Below are 20,546 nucleotides of genomic sequence, written 5' to 3'. Positions count from 1 at the left end.
ATCAGGTTGATAGGTCTGAGGTGGAAGCGTGGTGACACGTGGAGCTGACAGATACTAATAGATCGAGGACTTAACCTATATTCTAATGTGAAAAATGAACATTGTTATCTAGTTTTGAGAGAACATTTTTTGAAATATCTCTTGATTTATTTGTAATACATAGTATAATATCTTTTGTCACTAAATTGTCTGGTGATGATGGCGAAGAGGTCACACCCGTTCCCATACCGAACACGGAAGTTAAGCTCTTCAGCGCCGATGGTAGTTGGGGGTTTCCCCCTGTGAGAGTAGGACATCGCCAGGCTTTCTTCATTCCGCAGTAGCTCAGTGGTAGAGCTATCGGCTGTTAACCGATCGGTCGTAGGTTCGAATCCTACCTGCGGAGCCAATTTGGAGAGCTGTCCGAGTGGCCGAAGGAGCACGATTGGAAATCGTGTAGGCGGTAACCCCGTCTCAAGGGTTCGAATCCCTTGCTCTCCGCCACAAGATACATATAATAGAGGGCCCGTTGGTCAAGCGGTTAAGACACCGCCCTTTCACGGCGGTAACACGGGTTCGAATCCCGTACGGGTCACCATTTTTATAGAAATACATACCAGCATTTTATTCGGAGGATTAGCTCAGCTGGGAGAGCATCTGCCTTACAAGCAGAGGGTCGGCGGTTCGAGCCCGTCATCCTCCACCATATCTTTTATATCGTCGCGGGGTGGAGCAGTTCGGTAGCTCGTCGGGCTCATAACCCGAAGGTCGCAGGTTCAAATCCTGCCCCCGCAACCAAATTTCTCTTTATTGGTCCGGTAGTTCAGTTGGTTAGAATGCCTGCCTGTCACGCAGGAGGTCGCGGGTTCGAGTCCCGTCCGGACCGCCATTTTTCAAAAAGAATATTTGGCTCGGTAGCTCAGTTGGTAGAGCAACGGACTGAAAATCCGTGTGTCGGCGGTTCGATTCCGTCCCGAGCCACCACTATTTGCCGGTGTAGCTCAATTGGTAGAGCAACTGACTTGTAATCAGTAGGTTGGGGGTTCAAGTCCTCTTGCCGGCACTGTTTTTCAAATGTGGAGGGGTAGCGAAGTGGCTAAACGCGGCGGACTGTAAATCCGCTCCCTCCGGGTTCGGCGGTTCGAATCCGCCCCCCTCCACCATTTTTATTTTCATAGGGGCATAGTTTAACGGTAGAACAGAGGTCTCCAAAACCTCCGGTGTGGGTTCGATTCCTACTGCCCCTGCCAATTATATGATTCATAACATCTATGGCGGTTGTGGCGAAGTGGTTAACGCACCAGATTGTGGCTCTGGCACTCGTGGGTTCGATTCCCATCAATCGCCCCATTTTATTATTGGGCTATAGCCAAGCGGTAAGGCAACGGACTTTGACTCCGTCATGCGTTGGTTCGAATCCAGCTAGCCCAGTTGATATGCGGAAGTAGTTCAGTGGTAGAACACCACCTTGCCAAGGTGGGGGTCGCGGGTTCGAATCCCGTCTTCCGCTCCAATTATGGCGGCATAGCCAAGTGGTAAGGCAGAGGTCTGCAAAACCTTTATCCCCGGTTCAAATCCGGGTGTCGCCTTTTTTGAAAAGACTGCCGGGGTGGTGGAATTGGCAGACACACAGGACTTAAAATCCTGCGGTAGGTGACTACCGTGCCGGTTCAAGTCCGGCCCTCGGCACCATTTTTTATTTATTATAAGTTGCGCTCTTTAATGATCATGCCGGTGTGGCGGAATTGGCAGACGCGCACGACTCAAAATCGTGTTCCTCACGGAGTGCCGGTTCGACCCCGGCCACCGGTATCTATTAAAAGTTTCATGATTGGTTTTTACCGTGAACCTAACGTTTCACCCTCGTGGTGAAACGTTTTTTTGTGGTTTAAATGAGTTATTTAGATGAAAATAGAATCCTATTAGAACAGAATGAGCATGTACTACTTTTAACAGAATAAACTTTAGATGATTTGCAACATTTGGTACGATACATTTAACCATATAAGGAATCAAAATGGAGTAGCGCATTCACATAAAACAGTGAATTACCTTTGTGTAACTAAATGAATATTTGTGGGTACATACACATCTTTAGCTTGCATCATCATTGTGACCCAGTTTGGGGGAGAATTTATGAAAAAACAAAATGACCATGAAGAGTTATTGACAGGTGGAAATGTCTCCAACGTATATCGTTCAGGAGATACGGTTCGCAGAGAGGTAAAGTCAGACAATATGAATATACAAAAGCTGCTAAAGCATTTAGAAAAAAAGAATTTCTCCTATGCTCCAACGTTTTTAGGGGTTGATGAAAAAGGTAGAGAGATCTTGTCCTTCATTGAAGGTGTAGCCGGTCATGATCCCTTAAAAGAATACATGTGCTCTCACAATGCTTTAAAAGAAATAGCGAGAATGCTTAGACTGTATCATGATGCTGTTAGTGATTTTCCCATTTCAGACGATTGGGAACGAATGGACAATACGCCTAACAACATAGAGGTTGTGTGCCATAATGATTTTGCGATGTACAATATTATTTTCAAAAATAAAAAGCCAGTGGGAATCATTGATTTTGATGTAGCTGCCCCTGGTCCAAGGCTTTGGGATATTGCATATACCCTTTATACATGTGTGCCTCTCAGTAGACTTTTTCGCACTGAAACAGGGGAGGTCGTGAATTATCATTCATTAGAGCATGCAGCCCATATAAAGTATAGAGTCAAACTGTTTTTTGAAGCTTATGGTGAGGACATAGCAGAAGATTATGTGGATATGGTGCTGCTGCGTTTAGAAGGTTTATGTCAATACATGAAGCGAAAAGCGAGTGAAGGGGATAGAGCTTTTCAAAAAATGATTCATGAGGGGCACTTTGAACATTATCAAAAAGACATACAATTCATTCATGAGCACAGAAAAGAATGGGTTTGAGGATGCCAAGGGTTTTATAAAAGAAAAAGGACAACTCATCTTTTTACTAGTTTCATGTGGATGTTACAATTGGTTATAATAGTTCAATAGAATGAATGTAAAGAGGCGGAGTTGTTATCTTGCAAACGAAGACGATATTACAGACTATTATTGAAGATGAGCGATCACATGATTATCCGCTTTTTAGACAGTACTGTGTCAGGAAAGAACAGGGTCTGCGTAAAGATGCGTTAAAGGTTCTTCAGTCTTTTGTTGAAGAGATGAATAAGAACGAATTTACAGCACGGCGTTCATTTGTTGCTTGGCTGTTTGATTACATTGAACGTTTTGAGGATGGTCATCATTTGCTTGTGTATCCATTGGTAAATGGGGTGATCCACCCTGTTCTTCAAGAGTGGGAAAATATTGATCCAATGGATGCCAGACCGTATCGATGGCAAGGCTTGTTTGTGCATCAGGAGGAAGGGCTGCCCTATTTATTGAAGGCATTAGAGATGGGAGGCAGCAAAGAGCAGCGAGTGATTGTCCAAATTTGCGAAACCTATTTCTCGGCTTTGTGGTATTCGTTCCATCATATACATGAAGATCTTTATTTAAGCACCTATGAGAAAGATCATGAGCGAATTCAAGGGATTCAAGATGTCATGAAACTGATCGAAGATAAAAAGGTTCAAACCAATGTTGAAAAACTAGCAGTCTACTATAACCAGCTTTTATCGGACTGGAAGGAATTTCAGCAGACGGAGACAAGAGGCTTTGTGAAATGGTGTGCGGATCGTAAGAAGCCCTATGAGTGGGTACAGACATTTTACTATCACTAATAGTTGTTTTTCATAAGAAAAAGGCAGGGGTCAACTCTGCCTTTTTTATTTATGCCATATTCTTTCTATTTCTACATGGCCTGGTTTAAAATATTTCAGGATGTAGACATCTGGATTGCTTAGTTGTTCCCACTCCTTGAATCCAATTGCAGAATCGGCGTGTTTTAGAAGCAGGCTCATAATATTGCCATGAGTGGCGAATAAAGTATGATCTCTTCCTAATTTTATTTGTTCATAGAGTGCCTCTACAATACGATTCATCGCTTCTTGGCTCGATTCTCCGCCTTCACAGGTCATATGCAAGTCCGAAAAACTGAGCTTTAGTTTTTCATACCAATCTTCCATTGGTTGACTGCTTAACCTACGTTCAGAGAGACGCTTGTCAATTTGTACCTTGATCTGTTTGACATGAGCAAGAGGCTCAGCGGTTTGGATCGCTCGTTTATAAGGACTTGAGATGATCTGATTGAGCTGAATGCCGGAAAAAAGCTGTGCGAGTTCATGCGATTGTGTGATGCCTTGAGGCGTTAAAGACGCATCCTCGGATTGTCCATCTGCTTGACAGTGTCTGACGAAATAATATGTCTTCATAGGGGGTACACCTTCCTCTAAGTATAAAAAAATCATCCAATATTGGATGAGGGTTCACGAAAGTTTAGGTTCTATTTGTTCGTGTCTGCTTCTTTGTATGGATCTATGAGTTTGGAGGTTAGGTCTAAGTTGAACAAAAAATCATCTATGGTGTCTGTGCCAAAGGGAAGGGTGGAAAAATTAATTGGGATGCTGTCTTCTTGCGTTTCTGAAGTAATCGGCTGTTTGTGCTGCTTTTTTCTCCAGTTCTTAAACAAGCGCATGTGAGGCCCCCTTTTCTATAAAAAGATGGATTTATACATAATATACGGGGAGAGTTGTCCGAGCGTCAATTGTTTTCTTCAAAAGGATTTATTACATTTGTACGGAAAGAGCCACAGCTAAGTGCGGATCTTTCCGTGTTTTGACATGGCACGGTGTATGGCTTGTTGTACCTTTCGTTCGCATCTGATGTTGTATGGCTTCTTATGGAGTTTACTCGTCTTAAATTGACCAATTACACGGCGGACTCCTTGATCATAAATGATCAGCTCTCTGCTCGTTTGATCATTTAATAACGCTTGAAACCAGCTGTATTTTTTTAGCTGTGTTGCATTCCGTGATATATCTTCTTCATCTACCTGTAGAAAAGGGATATACAGAGCAAGATTGAAGATGTCTAAAATGAATCCCATATCACTGGCCCCCTTCATATCGTTTATTACGTTTAGAAAGGGGAATGGTTCCTTTCAATTGGTTTTAAAAACAATCCCAGTGCATGAACCATTCTTTATTGTCTTTGTCGTAATAGAAATACATCGTGCCGTTATCACCAATCATGAACCGAGGTTTTTCTTCAGAGGCGATTTGCAGCATGAATTCTCCTGACATCTGGTGGGGAGGAGATTGGATGTAAGCTCCGTATCCACCGATTTTTGTGAACGAGTAGTTTGAGTAATGCTCGAAGAAATGATCTGTCGCTTCTTCACTTTCATTAACCTCTGATAAGTCAACGTATGACCAAGCTTCCTCCCAGCATGGATAATCCGGTTGTTCCCCTTCGAGCCACTCTATCTGAAAAGGTTTAATTCCTTTCACGTCTTCAGGGGTCTCAGCGATTTCTAATCCTTCCATTGATGAATATTCAATGAGTTTCCAGCCCTCACCGTTTTTGGCGATATCAATCGGAAGGGTTTTCTTGTTGATGAAAATTTGAATCATCTTACATTCATCAAAGCCGTTCATTCCCCCTGGTACTTCGGGTAAATACATTTGTAAAATGGGAATCATAGCTCCATCTTGATCTGCCGGCCACCCTTTATCACGTTGGATGAAAAAATGGCCAGCAAACCAGCTGTACTTAGATGGATCAGGACGAAATCCGCCTATTTTGGCTACAATAGGTGTTTTTCCTAGTTGATTTAATTCGTCAAAAGCTTTGATCTTCATTTATCCATCCCCCATTCTTTAGCCAGCAATGTGTGCATCTTGAAACGTTCCATTCATATTGCCAGAGACAATGATGACATGTCCCCAAAATAAATCTCCGTCATGATAGTAGGCTTCGAATTCTCCATTTGGATAAGCATGGAGGCTTTCAAGAGAGATGCGGCTGATAAATTGATCCGGTGTGATCTCTTCTGAATGTTCAGCGGAGTCGTCTTGTTCCTGCCAATCTTTTGCTAGTTCAATCAGCTGATTTGCTGCATATGACTTCATGGAGGCATCCCATGTTGTCTGCTCTTCTACGAGTTGTCTAGCCGTTTTCAGAGAGTCATTCATTTCTTCCTCTTCTTCAAGATTGAAGTAAAGAAGGCACTCCTCATTGCCCCACTTGATGGTTGTTTCAAATAAGTCTAGTCCTTTCACTAATTCAAAGGTACCCAGCTTGTCATCATGGTAAAAGATAGGTTGTTGAGCTTCTTCTAATATTTCTTGAAGTTCTTTATCTTCAGTATCTGTATCAACAAGTGAAACGAGCATAAATTCACCTTCACCTTTACGTACTTGAAGTGTGACGATAGATTCTTTATGTAATTGCGCTTGTTTTTCTCGTAATCCCTTTTCATCTGTTAACCAGCACAGTCTCACTTTTTCGGTTATGATGCGGTCTTTTTCCTTCCATGCAATGAGCGGGATTGAAGCAGTCCAAAGAGTCTCTTTTCCTGCTTTTCCTGCGCCGACTCCAGAAGGTCCTGTAACAGCCATGATGTCTATCACTTCTTCTGAGAATCTTTGTTCAAATATGTTGATTTGTTTGTTTGATTTCATAGGATGTCCCCCAGCTTGATTTATTTGATGGAGCTATACCTTTATCACACCGTACATTGGCAGGGGAAATCAAGCTTTTTTTATTTAAAACTGTTTTTTAGGTATGTGGCAGCAGAGAAGATACATGGATTGTAGGAGGTTGAGTCACAATAAAAAAGCAAATCGGTTCGGATTTTGTATAAATTTGGCTAAGTGAGTCGAAAAGCCTAGGTGATTCTTCCTTTTCTTTATAATTACTTTGACACGATTAGATGAAAAAAGTAAAGTAGTACTGAGTGATTTACAAAACCTTCATCATTCTCTGAAACATGAAGTGGCAGTAAATTTAATGTAAATGGATATTTTTCCTTTTATTTACTCGTATTTTTTTTGAAACTTATGATGCTTCTTATTCGTTATATTAAAGGAGCACATGTAACCTGCGGAGAAAAGAGCATCGGAATGCTTGGTGCAGAAGATTTACATTTGCAAAATCAATGTAAATTTTTTATGATTTCATTTATATCAGATCGAAAATAAGAAAGAAGAGGTTTTATGAAAAAAATATTTGCGAACAAATATAGCTTTTTTGTTTTGGCTGTCCTTTTATTTTGGGCAAAATCGTACACAGCCTACAAAATGGACTTTAATTTAGGAGTGAAGGGATCTTTTCAAGAGGGTCTTCTCTTATTAAATCCATTCAGTTCAGCCATCGTGTTTTTAGGACTTGCTCTCTTTTTGAAGGGGCGTAAATCGGCCATTGTTTTAATTGTCATTGATTTTATTATGACCGCACTTTTATATGCGAATGTAGCGTACTATCGTTTCTTTGATGATTTTTTAACCTTCCCGACAATGAAACAAGCCGGTAATCTTGGGGGAGGTATGACTGGCGGTGTATTAGCAAGTATTAAGCCGCATGACCTTTTGTACTTCCTTGATATCATCATTTTAATTGCCATTGTCATTTGGAGACCAGAAGTGAAGAAGTTCCAAATGAAAAAAACTTTCGCACTGCTAATTGTGGCTGCAGGTGTTGGACTGTTCTTCGTTAACCTACACTTAGCTGAAAAAGATCGTCCAGAATTATTGACGAGAACATTTGATCATAAGTACATTGTGAAATATTTAGGTGTTTATAACTATGCGATTTATGACGGCGTGCAAACTGCACAAAATGCAACGCAGGTAGCAAATGCGAGTAGTGATGATTTAACGGATGTCGTGAACTATACGACTTCTCACTATGCGAAACCAAATGCAGAATACTTTGGTCAAGCTAAAGGGAAAAACATCATCAAAATCCATTTAGAAAGCTTCCAGTCATTTTTAATTGACTACAAGTTAAATGGAGAAGAAGTGACGCCGTTTTTAAACAAACTAGCTCATGGAAAAGAAGATTTTACGTATTTTGATAACTTCTTCCACCAGACTGGTCAAGGGAAGACTTCTGATGCTGAGCTCATGATGGATAATAGTATGTTTGGCTTACCAGAGGGTGCAGCGTTTGTGACAAAAGGTGAAAATACCTTCCAATCACTTCCTGCCATCTTAGATCAAAAAGCAGGCTATACGAGTGCAGTGCTTCACGGGGATTATAAATCTTTCTGGAACCGTGACACGATTTATAAACATATGGGAATTGATCAATTCTTCGATGCATCTTATTACAACATGGATGAAGAAAACCTTGTAAACATGGGTTTGAAGGATAAACCATTCTTTAAAGAATCAATCCCAATGTTAGAATCAATGAAAAAGCCATTTTATGCACACTTAATGACATTGACCAACCATTATCCATTTAATTTAGATGAGAAAGATGCGACAATCGCTAAGGCAACAACTGGCGATAAAACAGTGGATAATTATTTCCAAACAGCGAGATACTTGGATGAGTCATTAGAACAATTCTTTAAGGACTTGAAAAAATCAGGTCTATATAAAGACTCAGTGATTCTATTATATGGTGATCATAACGGTATTTCTGAGAACCATAACCGTGCAATGAGTGAGATTCAAGGGAAAGAAATTACGCCATATCAAAATGCACAAAATCAGCGTGTACCGCTCATGATTCGGATCCCTGGGAAACAAGGCGGCGTGAATCATACGTATGGCGGTGAAGTAGACGTGATGCCGACGCTTCTTCACTTACAAGGTATTGATTCAAATGAGTACGTGAATTTTGGAACAGATTTATTCTCTAAGAAGCATGATCAAACTGTTGCATTCCGTAACGGAAACTATGTGACACCAAAATATACCCTTGTAGATAATACGGTCTACGATACAAAAACGGGTAAAGTGGTGAAACAAAACAAAAAGACAGAAGCGATTAAAGCCCGTGTTGATAATCAGTTAAGCTTGTCAGATAAAGTACTATACAGGGATCTTCTTCGATTCCATAAGCTATCTGATTTTAAACCAGTGAATCCATCTGATTATTTCTATGGTAAAACAAACAAAGAGACAGAAGCGGATTCTTCTGCTAACTAACTGAGTTTTGGGCAAGCACAGAAAGGTGCTTGCCTTTTTCTCTCTTACAGCTTGATTTGTTGGCAAAATATGTTTATATTTAGGGAGAAACAAGCGTGGCGTCAGCGGTCAGCTGGCGATAACTCATTTTGTCCTAGGGGATTTCAGGAGGAGCTTATGACAACAAATACAAAAACACAAAAAAAGAAATCAGAATTATGGGGCTGGATCAAAGCCATCTTAATCGCATTTATTGCTGTTTTTATCATTCGTAACTTTTTATTCGCACCGTATATTGTAAAGGGGACTTCTATGGAACCGACACTGCATAATACAGAGCGGGTGTTTGTGAATAAAACAGTCGATTACTTCGGCGATTATAAACGCGGACAGATCATCGTTCTTGATGGGGAAGACCGCAGTACTCACTATGTGAAACGATTGATTGGTTTACCTGGTGATAAAATCGAAATGAAAAATGACCAGCTATATGTGAACGGTCAAAAAGTGGCAGAGCCTTATTTAGCATCAAACAAAAAGAAAGCTGCCGCAGATGGCACCTTGCTGACACCTGATTTCGGTCCTCTTACAGTTCCTAAAGGAAAGTACTTTGTCATGGGTGACAACCGCCAAAACTCAATGGACAGTCGCAACGGTTTAGGTCTTTTTACAAAGAGTGATATTCAAGGGACAACATCATTCGTGTTTTATCCCTTCCAAGATATTCGATTAATCAATCACTAGTCAATAAGAAAAAGCACACAGGTGTGTGCTTTTTTTGTTTGGTTAAGACTGGCTTTTTGAAATCGCCTGTTCTAGATCTGCCAGAATATCTTCAATCGCTTCTGTTCCAACAGATAAACGAATAAGTTCTGGTGTCACCCCTGTGGCTTTTTGCTCTGCTTCACTTAATTGCTGATGCGTTGTGCTGGCAGGGTGGATGATGAGTGACTTAGAGTCGCCTACGTTTGCAAGATGTGAGAAAAGCTGAACCGAATCAATGAGTTTTTTTCCTGCGTCTTTGCCACCTTTAATGCCGAATGTGAGGATGGCGCCTTGCCCTTTTGGTAAATAAGTTTGAGCCAGCTCAAAGGATTCATGGCCTTCAAGACCTGGATAGCTGACCCATTCTACAAGAGGATGATCTTGTAAAAATTGTGCTGTCTTCAATGCATTTTCACTGTGGCGTTCAAGGCGAAGATGCAATGTTTCTAAGCCTTGCAAGAGTAAAAATGAGTTGAATGGTGATAAAGCCGCCCCTAGATCACGTAAGAGCTGTACACGTGCTTTTGTGATATAAGCTGCTTCGCCAATCGCTTCTGTATACGTCAGACCATGATAGCTAGGGTCTGGTTCCGTCAGGCCTTTGAACTTATCACTATCACTCCAAGGAAACTTGCCGCTGTCGACGATGACTCCGCCAATGGATGTGCCATGGCCGCCGATGAATTTCGTCGCTGAATGGACAACAATGTCTGCGCCAAATTCAATCGGTCTTAACAAATAAGGGCTTGCAAGTGTGTTATCCACAATTAGAGGAATGTGGTGCTTGTGTGCAATGGCTGATACGGCTTCAATATGTAAAATGTCGCCTTTTGGATTTCCGATGCTCTCTGCATACACTGCTTTTGTTTTATCTGTAATGGCTGCTTCAAGTTCTTCAAGGTTTGAGGAATCCACAAACTTTACTGTTATTCCAAGCTTTTTCAAGGTATGAGCAAATAAATTATATGTGCCGCCATACAGACTGCTGGAGGATACGATTTCGTCACCAGCTCCTGCAATGTTTAAAATGGAGTAAGTGGTCGCTGCTTGTCCTGAGGAGACAGCAAGTGCACCAATTCCGCCTTCAAGCTCAGCGATCCGTTTTTCAAACACATCATTTGTCGGGTTCATAATACGTGAATAAATATTACCGGGTTCCTGAAGTCCAAATAAATTCGCCGCATGCTCACTATCTCTAAAACCGAAAGAGCTTGTTTGGTAAATAGGTACAGCTCTTGAATAGGTGGCTGAATCCAGTTCTTGACCTGCGTGTATTGCTTTTGTTTCTAAACGAAATTGAAGTTCTTCTGACATGTGTGTATCCTCCTTTTGTTAGATAAAACCAACTACTTTAATAAGAAATATTTAATAAGACTATAAATCTTGTTTAGTGCCCGGTCAATCATTTTTTAGATAAATCTGAAAAAACAATAAATATAGTTGACATGTCGGAATAGTATGTATTAACATAAGCATACTGAAAATACCAACAAGAATCGCTGATCGGTCAACCGAAGGCTCGTTCACTCAGACATGAGTGAAGGGCCTTTTTTTATTTTAATCAGGAGGGAAGTTGAAGATGGAGAAAAAGAAAAAACGAAAAAAATACAGAAAACATATGGATATCACATTAGACATTTTGATTGAGCGGAACAAATATGAGATTTACAGCAATCAAGAACGAATAGAAGCCATTTACGATCGTATTGATGAAAAACATACAAGGTCGAAATAACCATTTTATAAAATATAGTTGATTTATAGGAATAATATGATTTAGGATGGTGCTAACAACTCAATATGAAAAGCTGATCGGACAAAACGAAGGCTCTTATCTCTCTTTTGGGATAAGGGCCTTTCTGTGTATCTATCTGATGACAAGAGGAGTGAACTTGCATTGACTATTTCCATTGATATTGTGGATAAGTCTTTTTGGAAAGACAAACAAACCATTCAAGTGCTTGAAAACGTAAGGCTCACCATCGTTCCTGGTGAATTCGTGACGGTGATTGGTCCGAGCGGTTGCGGGAAAAGTACATTGCTGAAGATGATTGGAGGGCTTGATACAGATTATGATGGGCAGATCGTGATAGGAGAAAGGCGTGTGACAGAACCAGGAATGAAACAGGGCTTTATTTTTCAAGAGCATCGCTTATTTCCATGGTTGACGGTCGAAGAAAATATCGCTGCCAATTTCAATTTAAAACAAGCAGCTGTTCGCCGCAAAGTGGATGAATTAATTGACATTGTTCGGTTAAAAGGTTTTGAACACGCCTATCCACATGAGCTTTCAGGCGGGATGTCACAACGTGTTGCTATTGCAAGAGCACTCCTGCGTGATCCGGAGATTTTATTGCTTGATGAACCTTTTGGTGCGCTAGATGCATTTACACGGAAACACTTACAGGATGTGCTGCTGGATATTTGGCAGGAGAAAAGAACAACGATGGTGCTTGTCACTCATGATATTGACGAATCCATTTATTTAGCCAATGAAATTGTGCTGTTACAAGCAAGACCCGGCCGAATTCATAAAATCCTTCCCGTGAACTTACCATTCCCGAGGAATAGAACGTCAACAGCTTTTCAGAGCTTAAGACAAAAGGTGCTTTCAGAATTTGAGAAAACAGATGAGCTGTTACTGACGAATGGCTCAGGAATTTAAGGAGGTCAAATCGAATGAAAAGGCAAAAAAGGATCGTTCTCTTTCTGGGTATCCTCCTTGTATTAGCTGGGTGTGGTCAAGCAGCGAATGGCTCAGAAGACAAGCCGAAAGAGATTCGGATTGGGATTCAGCAAAGTCTAAGCCCACTTCTTTTAGCAAAGGAAAAAGGGTGGTTTGAGCAATCATTTGAAAAAGAAGGTATGAAAGTCAAGTGGGTGGAGTTCCAAAGTGGTCCTCCCCAATTCGAAGGGCTCGCCGCCAATCAATTAGATTTTTCACAGGTTGGTAATTCACCTGTTATAGCTGGTCAGGCAGCAGGTATTGATTTTAAGGAAATTGGTTTATCTCAGGATGGGTTAAAGGCGAATGGGATTTTAGTGAATAAGAACAGTGAGATTCAAAAAGTAGAAGATTTAAAAGGGAAAAAAATCGCCGTTGCCAAAGGAAGCAGTGGTTTTGACTTTTTATACAAAGTATTAGATCAGGCAGGTTTATCTGCAAAGGATGTCCAGATCATTCAGCTTCAGCCGGATGAGGCAATATCTGCGTTTGAAAATGGGTCAGTTGATGCTTGGTCGATCTGGGAGCCGTTCTTATCACTTGAAACGATAGAAAAGGGAGCAAAGCTACTGGTTAATGGAGAAGCGACCGATTTATATTCACCTGGATTCACACTTGTCAGAACCAAGTTTGCCGATGAGTACCCTGAACTAGTGGTGCAATTTTTAAAAGTATATGACAAAGCGGTGAAATGGCAGAAAGATCATCAACAGGAAGCCATTACACTTTATGCTCGTTTAAAACAATTAGATCAGAAGGTGGTGACACAAGTATTAAACAATACAGAGCCGCTCAATGAGCCCATTTCTAAGAAGATCATAAACGCCCAGCAGCATACAGCTGATTTTCAATATCAAACAAAGGCGATACAGCGGAAGATTGATGTCAATCAGGTGGTAGATAATTCGTTTATTGAAAAAATGCTGAAAGAGGAGAAGAATTGATGAAAGCTGCATCTAACCCAGCCCTTGTGACTAAAACCGAGCGAATGAAGAAAAAAAGGAGAAAAGCTTCATCCTTCATCATGTTAAAAGGACTTGTATTACCTGCTTTACTCATTGCGATTTGGCAGGGAGCTGCTGCTTCCCAAATCGTTTCTTCTACTGTACTACCTGCACCCACTGTCATTGCAGAATCTTTTCGTGAGTTGATTCGTTCCGGTGAGCTGTTTGGCCATATTTACATCAGTCTCTACAGAGCAATATGCGGGTTTTTACTTGGGGGAGGTTTAGGACTTGCGATTGGTTTGTGTGTCGGTTTTTCTAGGAAAACCGAGCAGTATGTAGATCCGACCTTGCAAATGCTGAGAACAGTTCCTCATTTAGCGGTGACTCCTTTATTTATTCTTTGGTTTGGTTTTGATGAATCAGCGAAAATTTTATTGATTGCACTTGGGGCTTTTTTTCCAATCTATATCAATACCTTTCTAGGAATTCGCAGTGTAGATAACAAGCTGTTCGATGTGGCTCGCGCTTTAGAGTTTAATCTGTATCAAAATATCACAAAGCTCATTTTACCTGCTGCCCTTCCTCATATTCTTCTGGGCGTGAGGCTTTCATTAGGCATTGCCTGGCTTGGTTTAGTGGTGGCTGAATTGATGGGGTCGAGTAGTGGAGTTGGCTACATGATTATGGATGCAAGACAATTCTCGCAAACTGATAAAGTGTTTGTAGGGATTATCATCTTTGCGGTAGTTGGTAAGATGACTGATTCATTTGTACGGCTGTTAGAAAAGCGACTGCTCAAATGGCGCACAAGTTATCAAGGTGGAAAATAATAGGAGGCGATATGATGAATATTCTATGGTTTATTCCAACGCATGGGGATGGGCGTTATTTAGGATCATCGAAAGGGGCAAGACAGGCAGACTATCCGTATTTTAAACAAATTGCTCAAGCTGCCGATCAGCTTGGGTACACAGGGGTCTTGCTGCCTACTGGTAGATCTTGTGAAGATCCATGGCTGACAGCGACCGCTTTAGCTGCAGAAACAACTCATTTAAAGTTTCTTGTGGCTCTTCGGCCAGGGTTGATGCAGCCGTCTGTTGCTGCTAGAATGACCTCCACATTTGATCGGCTTTCAGGCGGGAGACTGCTGATCAATGTTGTTGCGGGAGGAAGTAAAGAAGAACTTGAAGGAGACGGGCTATTCATTTCTCATGATGAACGCTATGAGGCAACAGAAGAATTTTTGACCATCTGGAAGCGGTTATTGAAAGGAGAGAATGTTCAGTTTCAAGGGAAGCATCTGCAAGCACAAAATGGACGTCTGCTATTTCCACCAGCTCAAACACCACATCCACCCGTTTTTTTTGGAGGATCATCAGAAGCAGGCATTCAAGCCGCTGCAAAACATACAGATGTTTATTTAACTTGGGGCGAGCCGCCTGCACAAGTAAAAGAGAAAATCGCACAAGTGAAAAAGCAGGCTGAAAAGGAAGGAAGAACGGTGAGGTTTGGTATTCGACTTCATGTGATCGTGAGAGAAACGGAAGATGAAGCTTGGCAGGCAGCGGAACATCTGATTCGTCATTTAGATCAAGTGACTATTGATGAGGCGCAAAAGACTTTACAAGGGATGGACTCAGTAGGGCAAAAACGAATGGTTGAATTACATCAAGGGAATAAAGAGAAGCTTGAAATTAGCCCTAATCTTTGGGCAGGTATTGGCTTAGTTAGAGGCGGGGCAGGAACAGCGCTCGTCGGGGACCCGCATACAGTAGCAGAACGTATAATAGAATATCAGTCTCTAGGTATTGATACATTTATCTTTTCTGGTTATCCGCACTTAGAAGAATCTTATTATTTAGCAGAACTTGTTTTCCCGCTTCTCCCATTTAAAAGAAATGGTGATGTAGGACCACACGTTCCTGCTGGTGAAATTATTGGGAACAATTACTTTCCTGATACAGCCTCTGCTGCAAGTTCCTCATAAATGAAAGCAAAGCAGTCATACTTGTGTCGGGCTGCTTTGCTTTTTTTATAGAAAGAGATGCAAGTAAAATGATATGTGCTGTGGAAGAAGGCAAGGGCTTTTTTCCCAACAGGATTTCTTGTATATACATATTTTAAGAGACAAGAGAAGAAGGAAAATATGCTCACTCTTTTATCGGAATTATCAGTTAATATGTCGTATTTGATGTGTTAACGACATATAATTAGGACTTTTATATCTGATATATCGGGGGAATTCTTTCTATCTCAAAAAAATGAAAGATTAAATAGAAGAGATGATGAAAATGAACTATTTGAAAAAAGGCAGAAAAAAGATGGATTTATTGCCAATATTTGGGTCTTGTGGTTCTTATGTTGTGGTGAAAAATAGTAAAAAAGGGAGAATTTATACAGTTGAACATGAACAATTGAATAAAAAGTCACATTTTACACGAAAATATGTTCGGTCAAAAATGGGATCTTCTGTTGATGTTTGGAGTGTGACGCCTATGATACGATCATCATAAGCTGGGAGGTGAAAAGTATGACTTATGCAGCGCCGCAAGTTGACTATTCCACTATGGAACCTGCTATTATGGACCAAGCTTGGTTCTTAGTATTTGTTGCTGTCCTTCTTGGATTGGGAGCAACAGTTGTTCTAGGAGCAGCAGTTTGGTGTTTAGCAAACGGCAAGGGTAGCTTTACAGGAGCCGTTCAGTGGGAAAGTGGCTTAAAAGTCCAAATTGAATGTAAGTAGCTATACTTAGGATTCATCTTTTTACTTCTTAGATAAGACACCAGGGCTAAACCGTCTGTGGCGGGCGGTTTAGCCTGATCTGTTTTTAAAGAATATGCAGACACTTGGAGGTTATATGTTTACGATCGAGAATTTAACCAAGACGTATAAAAATAACGTGACTGCTGTCAATGATTTTCATTTAAAAATTGCCCCTCATCAAATCGTTGCTGTGGCTGGACCAAATGGATCCGGTAAAACAACGATGATTAACTGTGTACTCGGCATCATTAAGCATACAGAAGGAACGATTCATATCAAGGACGTCACAAATGATGATCCATCCTTTAAAAAACAAGTCGCCTATGTTCCAGATGATCTGCTGCTCCCTGAAGCATTGACTGGTGCTGAATATTTAGATTTCGTTTCTTCTATGTATGAATGTAAAACAATTCAAAGAAGAAATCAACTAATTGAATTGTTTGATATGGAATCAGCTTTATCAAGACCGATTGAAACCTATTCCCATGGAATGAAAAAAAAGACACAGCTGATTGCTGCCTTTATGCTTGAGAGTCAATTAGTGATCATGGATGAGCCCTTTAGAGGACTTGATATTGAAGCGGTTATAAACACAAAAAAACTAATGAAACGTTATGCCGAGCACCATGGTGCAATCTTGCTTTCAACGCATGATATGCTTTCAGCGGAAGAGCTGTGCCACAAGATCGCCATTATTTCTAAAGGAAATAAAATGGATGAAGGGACGGTTTCAGCCTTAAAAGAAAAGTATCAATCAAGCACATTGGAACAGGTGTTTCTGAAAGCTTCAATGTTAAGTGATAGGGGTGCACATTTTGATGAAATCATTAATCATTTCTAAAATGATGCTTAAAATGTGGCAGCAGGAGATGTATAAGCTCTTTGATACTCAAACGAAGCGAATCATTGTGGTCTTATTCTTTTTGTTTGCAGTCACAATGGGAGCCATCATCGGATACAGTTTTACGGGTGTCTTTATGAAGGCTTTCTTAAATGGAGATGAACGTTCACTTGGGTTGTTGGTTGTGTCGATGGCAATCAATGCATCCATTTTTACAAGCTTGTTATTTGTGCTGATCAAAGTCAGAACACCTGAACAAGATCGTTTTTCTATGCAGCTCAGCTGGTTTCCGCTGTCTACCTTTCAAAAAAGTCTTGGTTACTTCATTCCGATGGTGACAGTCGTGACAGGGCTTGTTTTATTTTTCATCGGGATCTTGCTTTTACCTAATTTTATTGCACAAGGGATCGGTATTTTCTTTATTCTTACGTTCTTTTTGATGGTGCTGTTGCAATCGCTCTTTGTCTTAACACTGCTTCAGCTCATTTACAACGTGACTTATTTACTCGTACTAAAATTAAAATTACCGTTGCAAAAATTTGCAGCGATATTTGTTTTATTAGCGCTAGTTGTAGCCTATGGAATGACACATTTCGACATTAATCAAATACAGCAATCATATGTACAGTTTGATTATCATTTGATGTATTTTACAGCACCGTTTTTCTTAGCGGCACAAGGGATGTCTCCTGACGGGGTGAATTATGCGATGTTGATCCTCTTCATCTTATTATCTGCGGGAGGCGCATTTATTTCTCTTGCTTTAATGCCAATTATGGCTGAGAAAAAAGCGTTAACCTTTCTGCACAAACTGCCATTTTCATCTTCGAAAAAGTGGTCACTCATTGTAAAGGAAATAAAGTCACAAGTGAGAAATGAAGAAAATATTTTAAACTTTCTCATTCTCCTTATTGTCATTTTATTTGTCCGTTATCAGTTTGCCTTCCGCTTTGAAGGAGAAGCTTATTTTGTCTTATGTGCGCTAGCTGGGTTAACAGCTTTTAATTCATTCGGCAATGACAAACGTATGCTTGGGATGTATAAAACGTTTGGTCTAAGGCCGTGGGAAGTGGCACTTTATAAGTTCCTCGGGCTTTTGCTCGTTGGTGTGATCCAAATTGTTTTATTTATGATCACAACACTGACGCTCCCGGATCAGATCTGGATCGTGTTGATTGGCGCTGCTGTCTTGTGTAATGCAACGGCTCTCTTTTATGTGGTGGGTATTTTATTGCCCCTTGATCGAAATAATCCATACACAGGCATTTTCTCGTTTGGAGCGCTTATTTTAATCATGATTCCGATTGTATTTATTGGAAACTATGTGATAGGGGAATCGAGTCAAATGATTCAGTGGCTGCTTGTGGCAGGATTTGAATGTCTGCTCATCTTTGCCATATATAAAGGTTTTTCATGGAGGTATTCACATGATTCAACTTCTTAACAATAAGCTAAAGATTGAGCGGGTGCCGGCACTTGCGCCATATGTGACTTTACAAAAAAGACATTTGACTGATACGCAGTACGGAAGTTCGCTTCCGATTAACGAAAGTGCATATCATATGTTAACGAAAGTGGATGGTCAAAGGACAGAGGCGAGTATTACGGCAGAGCTCGCCGATTTGTTTCAGGTCGATGAGTCTGTGATTGCCCGTGATTTTTATCAATTGATGATGGGGCTGAATCAGCATCACTTGCTGTCGATTCATTATCAATCGCCATATCGGACTGTCACAGCCTTCTGTCAATTTTTTAAGCAGTATCAAGTAAAGATGAAAGAGCGGTTTGACTGCACGGGTCATTCATTTCTTCACATATTGGGTACGGCTCTGCTGATGGTGACGCGCAAAATCATCTTTTTCTGGGTGCTTTTTATGATCATGGCGGGAATCGCCTTTTTATTTATTCCTGATCCATCGATTGCAGCCATTGCGATTTATTTTACGATTATTTATTTCGGATTAATTACTGGAACTGCCTTGCATGAGGCGGCGCATGGGTATGCACATCGGAAGTTCGCCGGCCGGGATGGCCCTCAAGGCTTTTTTGCGAGCGATATGATGTCTGTGAAATTTGTGAGACCTGTTTTAGATCCGTTTCAGAAAAAACAAGTGTGGATTACACTGCTTGGTCCGCTTTTGCCGGGGCTCATTGGCGCAGTCGGAATCATTGTGACTGTTTTATTTCTAAAAGAAAATCCAATTTCGACAGGGTTTTTCATTTTTTCAATCACATATTTTATTCAATTGCTCTACCTTCTTCCGTTTATGGGGGATGGTAAGTCTATTATGAAGCAGTTATTGCTTGGTGGAATGGGAGGACAACGATCATGAACGTTCAGGCAATGAAACAAGGTGCAATTGTTGGTAGTTTCCTAGGTTTCTTAGGTTTTCCGATGTTGACCATTGGTGTTCTGTTCTATCACTTATTTCAATCAAAAACAAATAATGAATTATTATTTAACAGTCTTGCTTTTGAGATGGAAGGTTCGTCTGCATTTACGTTCCAAATCAAACCAAACTTTTTTATTTATATGGTTGTCATTTTTGCTGTCAGTTTTCTCATTGTGGCATTCCTATCAGCCATGAAACAGAAAAAAGCGAAAGATTAGGAGAATTCTCCTAATCTTTTTTTGTATAATCAACCAAATTTTAGTATAATGAAAAATAAAAGTATAAAAGGGGATATCAATGATTAAGAAATGGAGCATTCTTTTATTTACTGTTTTTCTATTAGCAGGATGCGGCGAGAAGGCTGCAGAAACAACAACGACAGAGAAAACGGTCTCAGAAAAACCTGCAACAGAGAAAAATAAGGAAAAAGCAACTCACGATGAAGTAACTGTCGAACCTATGAAACTAACAAAAAATGAAAAAAGTCTTTTGGAAGCATTATCAGATAAGCCGTTTGAAGCGATGACAGTGAAAGGACTAAAAGGCAGTAATAAAAGTGTATCCTTGATCGGTATGCATTACAAAGATGGACAATTATTAAAAGAAGATACAAAAAAAATCACCATTGACCTTCATCAAAATGGCGTCGATAACAGTGTGAATTTTATCTATCAGCTAGAAGATGAAAAAGATGATCTGTTAAAAGTAACGTATAGCTTATGGAAAGATAAAGAGCAAAGCGAACTAACGAAACTCTCGACTAGCATGGATTTCAAACAGGACGTGGGAGGAAACACAACGATATCAGCTTCAGATCTTTTTCACATGTCTCCTGGAGAGAAAAAAGTAATTTCTACTACCATCACAACTGGAATGAACCATGAGTTTTCTAGTTTAACAGGTTCTGAAAAGAATCTGAAAGAGGAATTAAAAGATGTAAAGCAGGCTTATTTGGTGTATTTGCAACTAGACAAATAACTATCGTAATATATATGGAGAATATGAAATTTTTTGACGAAAAATCTTCATATTCTCTTGACGAATTGTTAAGAAAGTTGTAACATAATAAAAGTCAACGCAAT

Annotated in this window: 21 protein-coding genes, 16 tRNA genes and 1 rRNA gene; 32 read left to right on the top strand and 6 right to left on the bottom strand. The window is 40.4% G+C overall.

What is annotated here, in order from left to right:
• The first annotated feature begins 188 nt into the window (after window positions 1-188).
• From rrf to FBF75_RS05020, 19 genes are all read left to right on the top strand, one after another.
• Window positions 189-304: ribosomal RNA gene (gene rrf, locus FBF75_RS05110) — 5S ribosomal RNA — on the top strand.
• Between the two features lie 9 nt (window positions 305-313).
• Window positions 314-388, top strand: a tRNA-Asn gene (locus FBF75_RS05105).
• 4 nt (window positions 389-392) lie between these two features.
• A tRNA-Ser gene (locus FBF75_RS05100) sits at window positions 393-483 on the top strand.
• A 19-nt stretch (window positions 484-502) separates the two neighbouring features.
• Window positions 503-577 (top strand) — tRNA-Glu (locus tag FBF75_RS05095).
• Between the two features lie 32 nt (window positions 578-609).
• Window positions 610-685, top strand: a tRNA-Val gene (locus FBF75_RS05090).
• 15 nt (window positions 686-700) lie between these two features.
• Window positions 701-777 (top strand) — tRNA-Met (locus FBF75_RS05085).
• A gap of 14 nt (window positions 778-791) precedes the next feature.
• Window positions 792-868 (top strand) — tRNA-Asp (locus FBF75_RS05080).
• A 19-nt stretch (window positions 869-887) separates the two neighbouring features.
• Window positions 888-963 (top strand) — tRNA-Phe (locus FBF75_RS05075).
• A 6-nt stretch (window positions 964-969) separates the two neighbouring features.
• A tRNA-Thr gene (locus FBF75_RS05070) sits at window positions 970-1,042 on the top strand.
• Between the two features lie 15 nt (window positions 1,043-1,057).
• Window positions 1,058-1,142 (top strand) — tRNA-Tyr (locus tag FBF75_RS05065).
• 13 nt (window positions 1,143-1,155) lie between these two features.
• Window positions 1,156-1,229: transfer RNA gene (locus tag FBF75_RS05060), tRNA-Trp, on the top strand.
• A 24-nt stretch (window positions 1,230-1,253) separates the two neighbouring features.
• Window positions 1,254-1,329, top strand: a tRNA-His gene (locus FBF75_RS05055).
• Window positions 1,330-1,338: 9 nt separating this feature from the next.
• A tRNA-Gln gene (locus tag FBF75_RS05050) sits at window positions 1,339-1,410 on the top strand.
• A gap of 7 nt (window positions 1,411-1,417) precedes the next feature.
• A tRNA-Gly gene (locus FBF75_RS05045) sits at window positions 1,418-1,492 on the top strand.
• Window positions 1,493-1,497: 5 nt separating this feature from the next.
• Window positions 1,498-1,568: transfer RNA gene (locus tag FBF75_RS05040), tRNA-Cys, on the top strand.
• Between the two features lie 14 nt (window positions 1,569-1,582).
• Window positions 1,583-1,671: transfer RNA gene (locus FBF75_RS05035), tRNA-Leu, on the top strand.
• Between the two features lie 38 nt (window positions 1,672-1,709).
• A tRNA-Leu gene (locus tag FBF75_RS05030) sits at window positions 1,710-1,791 on the top strand.
• Window positions 1,792-2,115: 324 nt separating this feature from the next.
• Complete coding sequence (locus tag FBF75_RS05025; RefSeq protein WP_017360395.1) at window positions 2,116-2,910, top strand: phosphotransferase; 795 nt, start codon at window positions 2,116-2,118, stop codon at window positions 2,908-2,910.
• 119 nt (window positions 2,911-3,029) lie between these two features.
• Complete coding sequence (locus tag FBF75_RS05020; RefSeq protein WP_017360394.1) at window positions 3,030-3,731, top strand: hypothetical protein; 702 nt, start codon at window positions 3,030-3,032, stop codon at window positions 3,729-3,731.
• Window positions 3,732-3,776: 45 nt separating this feature from the next.
• Here FBF75_RS05020 and FBF75_RS05015 read toward each other — a convergent pair whose 3' ends face one another.
• The 5 genes from FBF75_RS05015 to FBF75_RS04995 form a co-directional block, all read right to left on the bottom strand.
• Window positions 3,777-4,322 carry a histidine phosphatase family protein gene (locus FBF75_RS05015; protein WP_017360393.1) on the bottom strand — a complete coding sequence of 182 codons (546 nt, stop codon included), beginning with the start codon at window positions 4,320-4,322 and terminating at the stop codon, window positions 3,777-3,779.
• Window positions 4,323-4,393: 71 nt separating this feature from the next.
• On the bottom strand, window positions 4,394-4,585 hold the full coding sequence (locus tag FBF75_RS05010; RefSeq protein WP_017360392.1) for a hypothetical protein: 192 nt from the start codon (window positions 4,583-4,585) through the stop codon (window positions 4,394-4,396).
• 117 nt (window positions 4,586-4,702) lie between these two features.
• On the bottom strand, window positions 4,703-4,996 hold the full coding sequence (locus FBF75_RS05005; RefSeq protein WP_017360391.1) for a hypothetical protein: 294 nt from the start codon (window positions 4,994-4,996) through the stop codon (window positions 4,703-4,705).
• Window positions 4,997-5,060: 64 nt separating this feature from the next.
• A complete protein-coding gene (locus FBF75_RS05000; RefSeq protein WP_017360390.1) occupies window positions 5,061-5,750 on the bottom strand; it encodes a DUF1963 domain-containing protein in 690 nt (229 codons plus the stop codon).
• 18 nt (window positions 5,751-5,768) lie between these two features.
• On the bottom strand, window positions 5,769-6,572 hold the full coding sequence (locus FBF75_RS04995; protein WP_017360389.1) for a DUF2262 domain-containing protein: 804 nt from the start codon (window positions 6,570-6,572) through the stop codon (window positions 5,769-5,771).
• 534 nt (window positions 6,573-7,106) lie between these two features.
• Here FBF75_RS04995 and ltaS point away from each other — a divergent pair.
• Both ltaS and lepB read left to right on the top strand, forming a co-directional pair.
• On the top strand, window positions 7,107-9,050 hold the full coding sequence (gene ltaS, locus FBF75_RS04990; RefSeq protein WP_007497007.1) for a lipoteichoic acid synthase: 1,944 nt from the start codon (window positions 7,107-7,109) through the stop codon (window positions 9,048-9,050).
• A 156-nt stretch (window positions 9,051-9,206) separates the two neighbouring features.
• The gene (gene lepB, locus FBF75_RS04985) at window positions 9,207-9,773 is read left to right on the top strand and encodes a signal peptidase I (protein WP_017360387.1); all 567 of its coding nucleotides are present in this window, start codon (window positions 9,207-9,209) and stop codon (window positions 9,771-9,773) included.
• A 42-nt stretch (window positions 9,774-9,815) separates the two neighbouring features.
• On the opposite strand, the gene FBF75_RS04980 is transcribed toward lepB, so the two are convergent.
• On the bottom strand, window positions 9,816-11,108 hold the full coding sequence (locus tag FBF75_RS04980) for a homocysteine synthase (RefSeq protein WP_008349114.1): 1,293 nt from the start codon (window positions 11,106-11,108) through the stop codon (window positions 9,816-9,818).
• Between the two features lie 265 nt (window positions 11,109-11,373).
• On the opposite strand from FBF75_RS04980, the gene FBF75_RS04975 reads away from it, so the two are divergent.
• The 11 genes from FBF75_RS04975 (at window position 11,374) to FBF75_RS04920 (ending at window position 20,442) form a co-directional block, all read left to right on the top strand.
• Window positions 11,374-11,529 carry an FbpB family small basic protein gene (locus tag FBF75_RS04975; RefSeq protein WP_008349111.1) on the top strand — a complete coding sequence of 52 codons (156 nt, stop codon included), beginning with the start codon at window positions 11,374-11,376 and terminating at the stop codon, window positions 11,527-11,529.
• 162 nt (window positions 11,530-11,691) lie between these two features.
• Complete coding sequence (locus tag FBF75_RS04970; RefSeq protein WP_008349106.1) at window positions 11,692-12,459, top strand: ABC transporter ATP-binding protein; 768 nt, start codon at window positions 11,692-11,694, stop codon at window positions 12,457-12,459.
• Between the two features lie 14 nt (window positions 12,460-12,473).
• A complete protein-coding gene (locus FBF75_RS04965) occupies window positions 12,474-13,463 on the top strand; it encodes an aliphatic sulfonate ABC transporter substrate-binding protein (RefSeq protein WP_136944495.1) in 990 nt (329 codons plus the stop codon).
• 44 nt (window positions 13,464-13,507) lie between these two features.
• Window positions 13,508-14,296, top strand: a complete 789-nt coding sequence (locus FBF75_RS04960) for an ABC transporter permease (protein WP_231583298.1) — start codon at window positions 13,508-13,510, stop codon at window positions 14,294-14,296.
• 14 nt (window positions 14,297-14,310) lie between these two features.
• Complete coding sequence (ssuD, locus tag FBF75_RS04955; protein ID WP_046527430.1) at window positions 14,311-15,453, top strand: FMNH2-dependent alkanesulfonate monooxygenase; 1,143 nt, start codon at window positions 14,311-14,313, stop codon at window positions 15,451-15,453.
• A gap of 543 nt (window positions 15,454-15,996) precedes the next feature.
• On the top strand, window positions 15,997-16,209 hold the full coding sequence (locus FBF75_RS04945) for a hypothetical protein (RefSeq protein ID WP_003211695.1): 213 nt from the start codon (window positions 15,997-15,999) through the stop codon (window positions 16,207-16,209).
• Window positions 16,210-16,324: 115 nt separating this feature from the next.
• On the top strand, window positions 16,325-17,071 hold the full coding sequence (locus tag FBF75_RS04940) for an ABC transporter ATP-binding protein (protein WP_008349096.1): 747 nt from the start codon (window positions 16,325-16,327) through the stop codon (window positions 17,069-17,071).
• On the top strand, window positions 17,049-18,515 hold the full coding sequence (locus FBF75_RS04935; protein WP_136944493.1) for a hypothetical protein: 1,467 nt from the start codon (window positions 17,049-17,051) through the stop codon (window positions 18,513-18,515). Before FBF75_RS04940 ends, FBF75_RS04935 begins: the two co-directional genes overlap by 23 nt.
• Window positions 18,499-19,404 (top strand): PqqD family protein, encoded by a 906-nt coding sequence (locus FBF75_RS04930; RefSeq protein ID WP_046527427.1) that lies wholly within the window; start codon window positions 18,499-18,501, stop codon window positions 19,402-19,404. The genes FBF75_RS04935 and FBF75_RS04930 overlap by 17 nt, the downstream gene beginning before the upstream one ends.
• Entirely contained in the window at window positions 19,401-19,682 is a 282-nt protein-coding gene (locus FBF75_RS04925; RefSeq protein ID WP_008349089.1) for a hypothetical protein, read from the top strand. Before FBF75_RS04930 ends, FBF75_RS04925 begins: the two co-directional genes overlap by 4 nt.
• A gap of 79 nt (window positions 19,683-19,761) precedes the next feature.
• The gene (locus tag FBF75_RS04920) at window positions 19,762-20,442 is read left to right on the top strand and encodes a hypothetical protein (RefSeq protein WP_046527426.1); all 681 of its coding nucleotides are present in this window, start codon (window positions 19,762-19,764) and stop codon (window positions 20,440-20,442) included.
• Window positions 20,443-20,546: the final 104 nt, after the last annotated feature.

It is taken from the genome of Bacillus sp. S2(2019) (assembly GCF_005144805.1).
GTDB lineage: Bacteria > Bacillota > Bacilli > Bacillales > Bacillaceae > Bacillus > Bacillus altitudinis.
The sequence above is the reverse complement of the archived record's forward strand: the minus strand, read 5'-3'. Positions and strand labels throughout refer to the sequence as shown.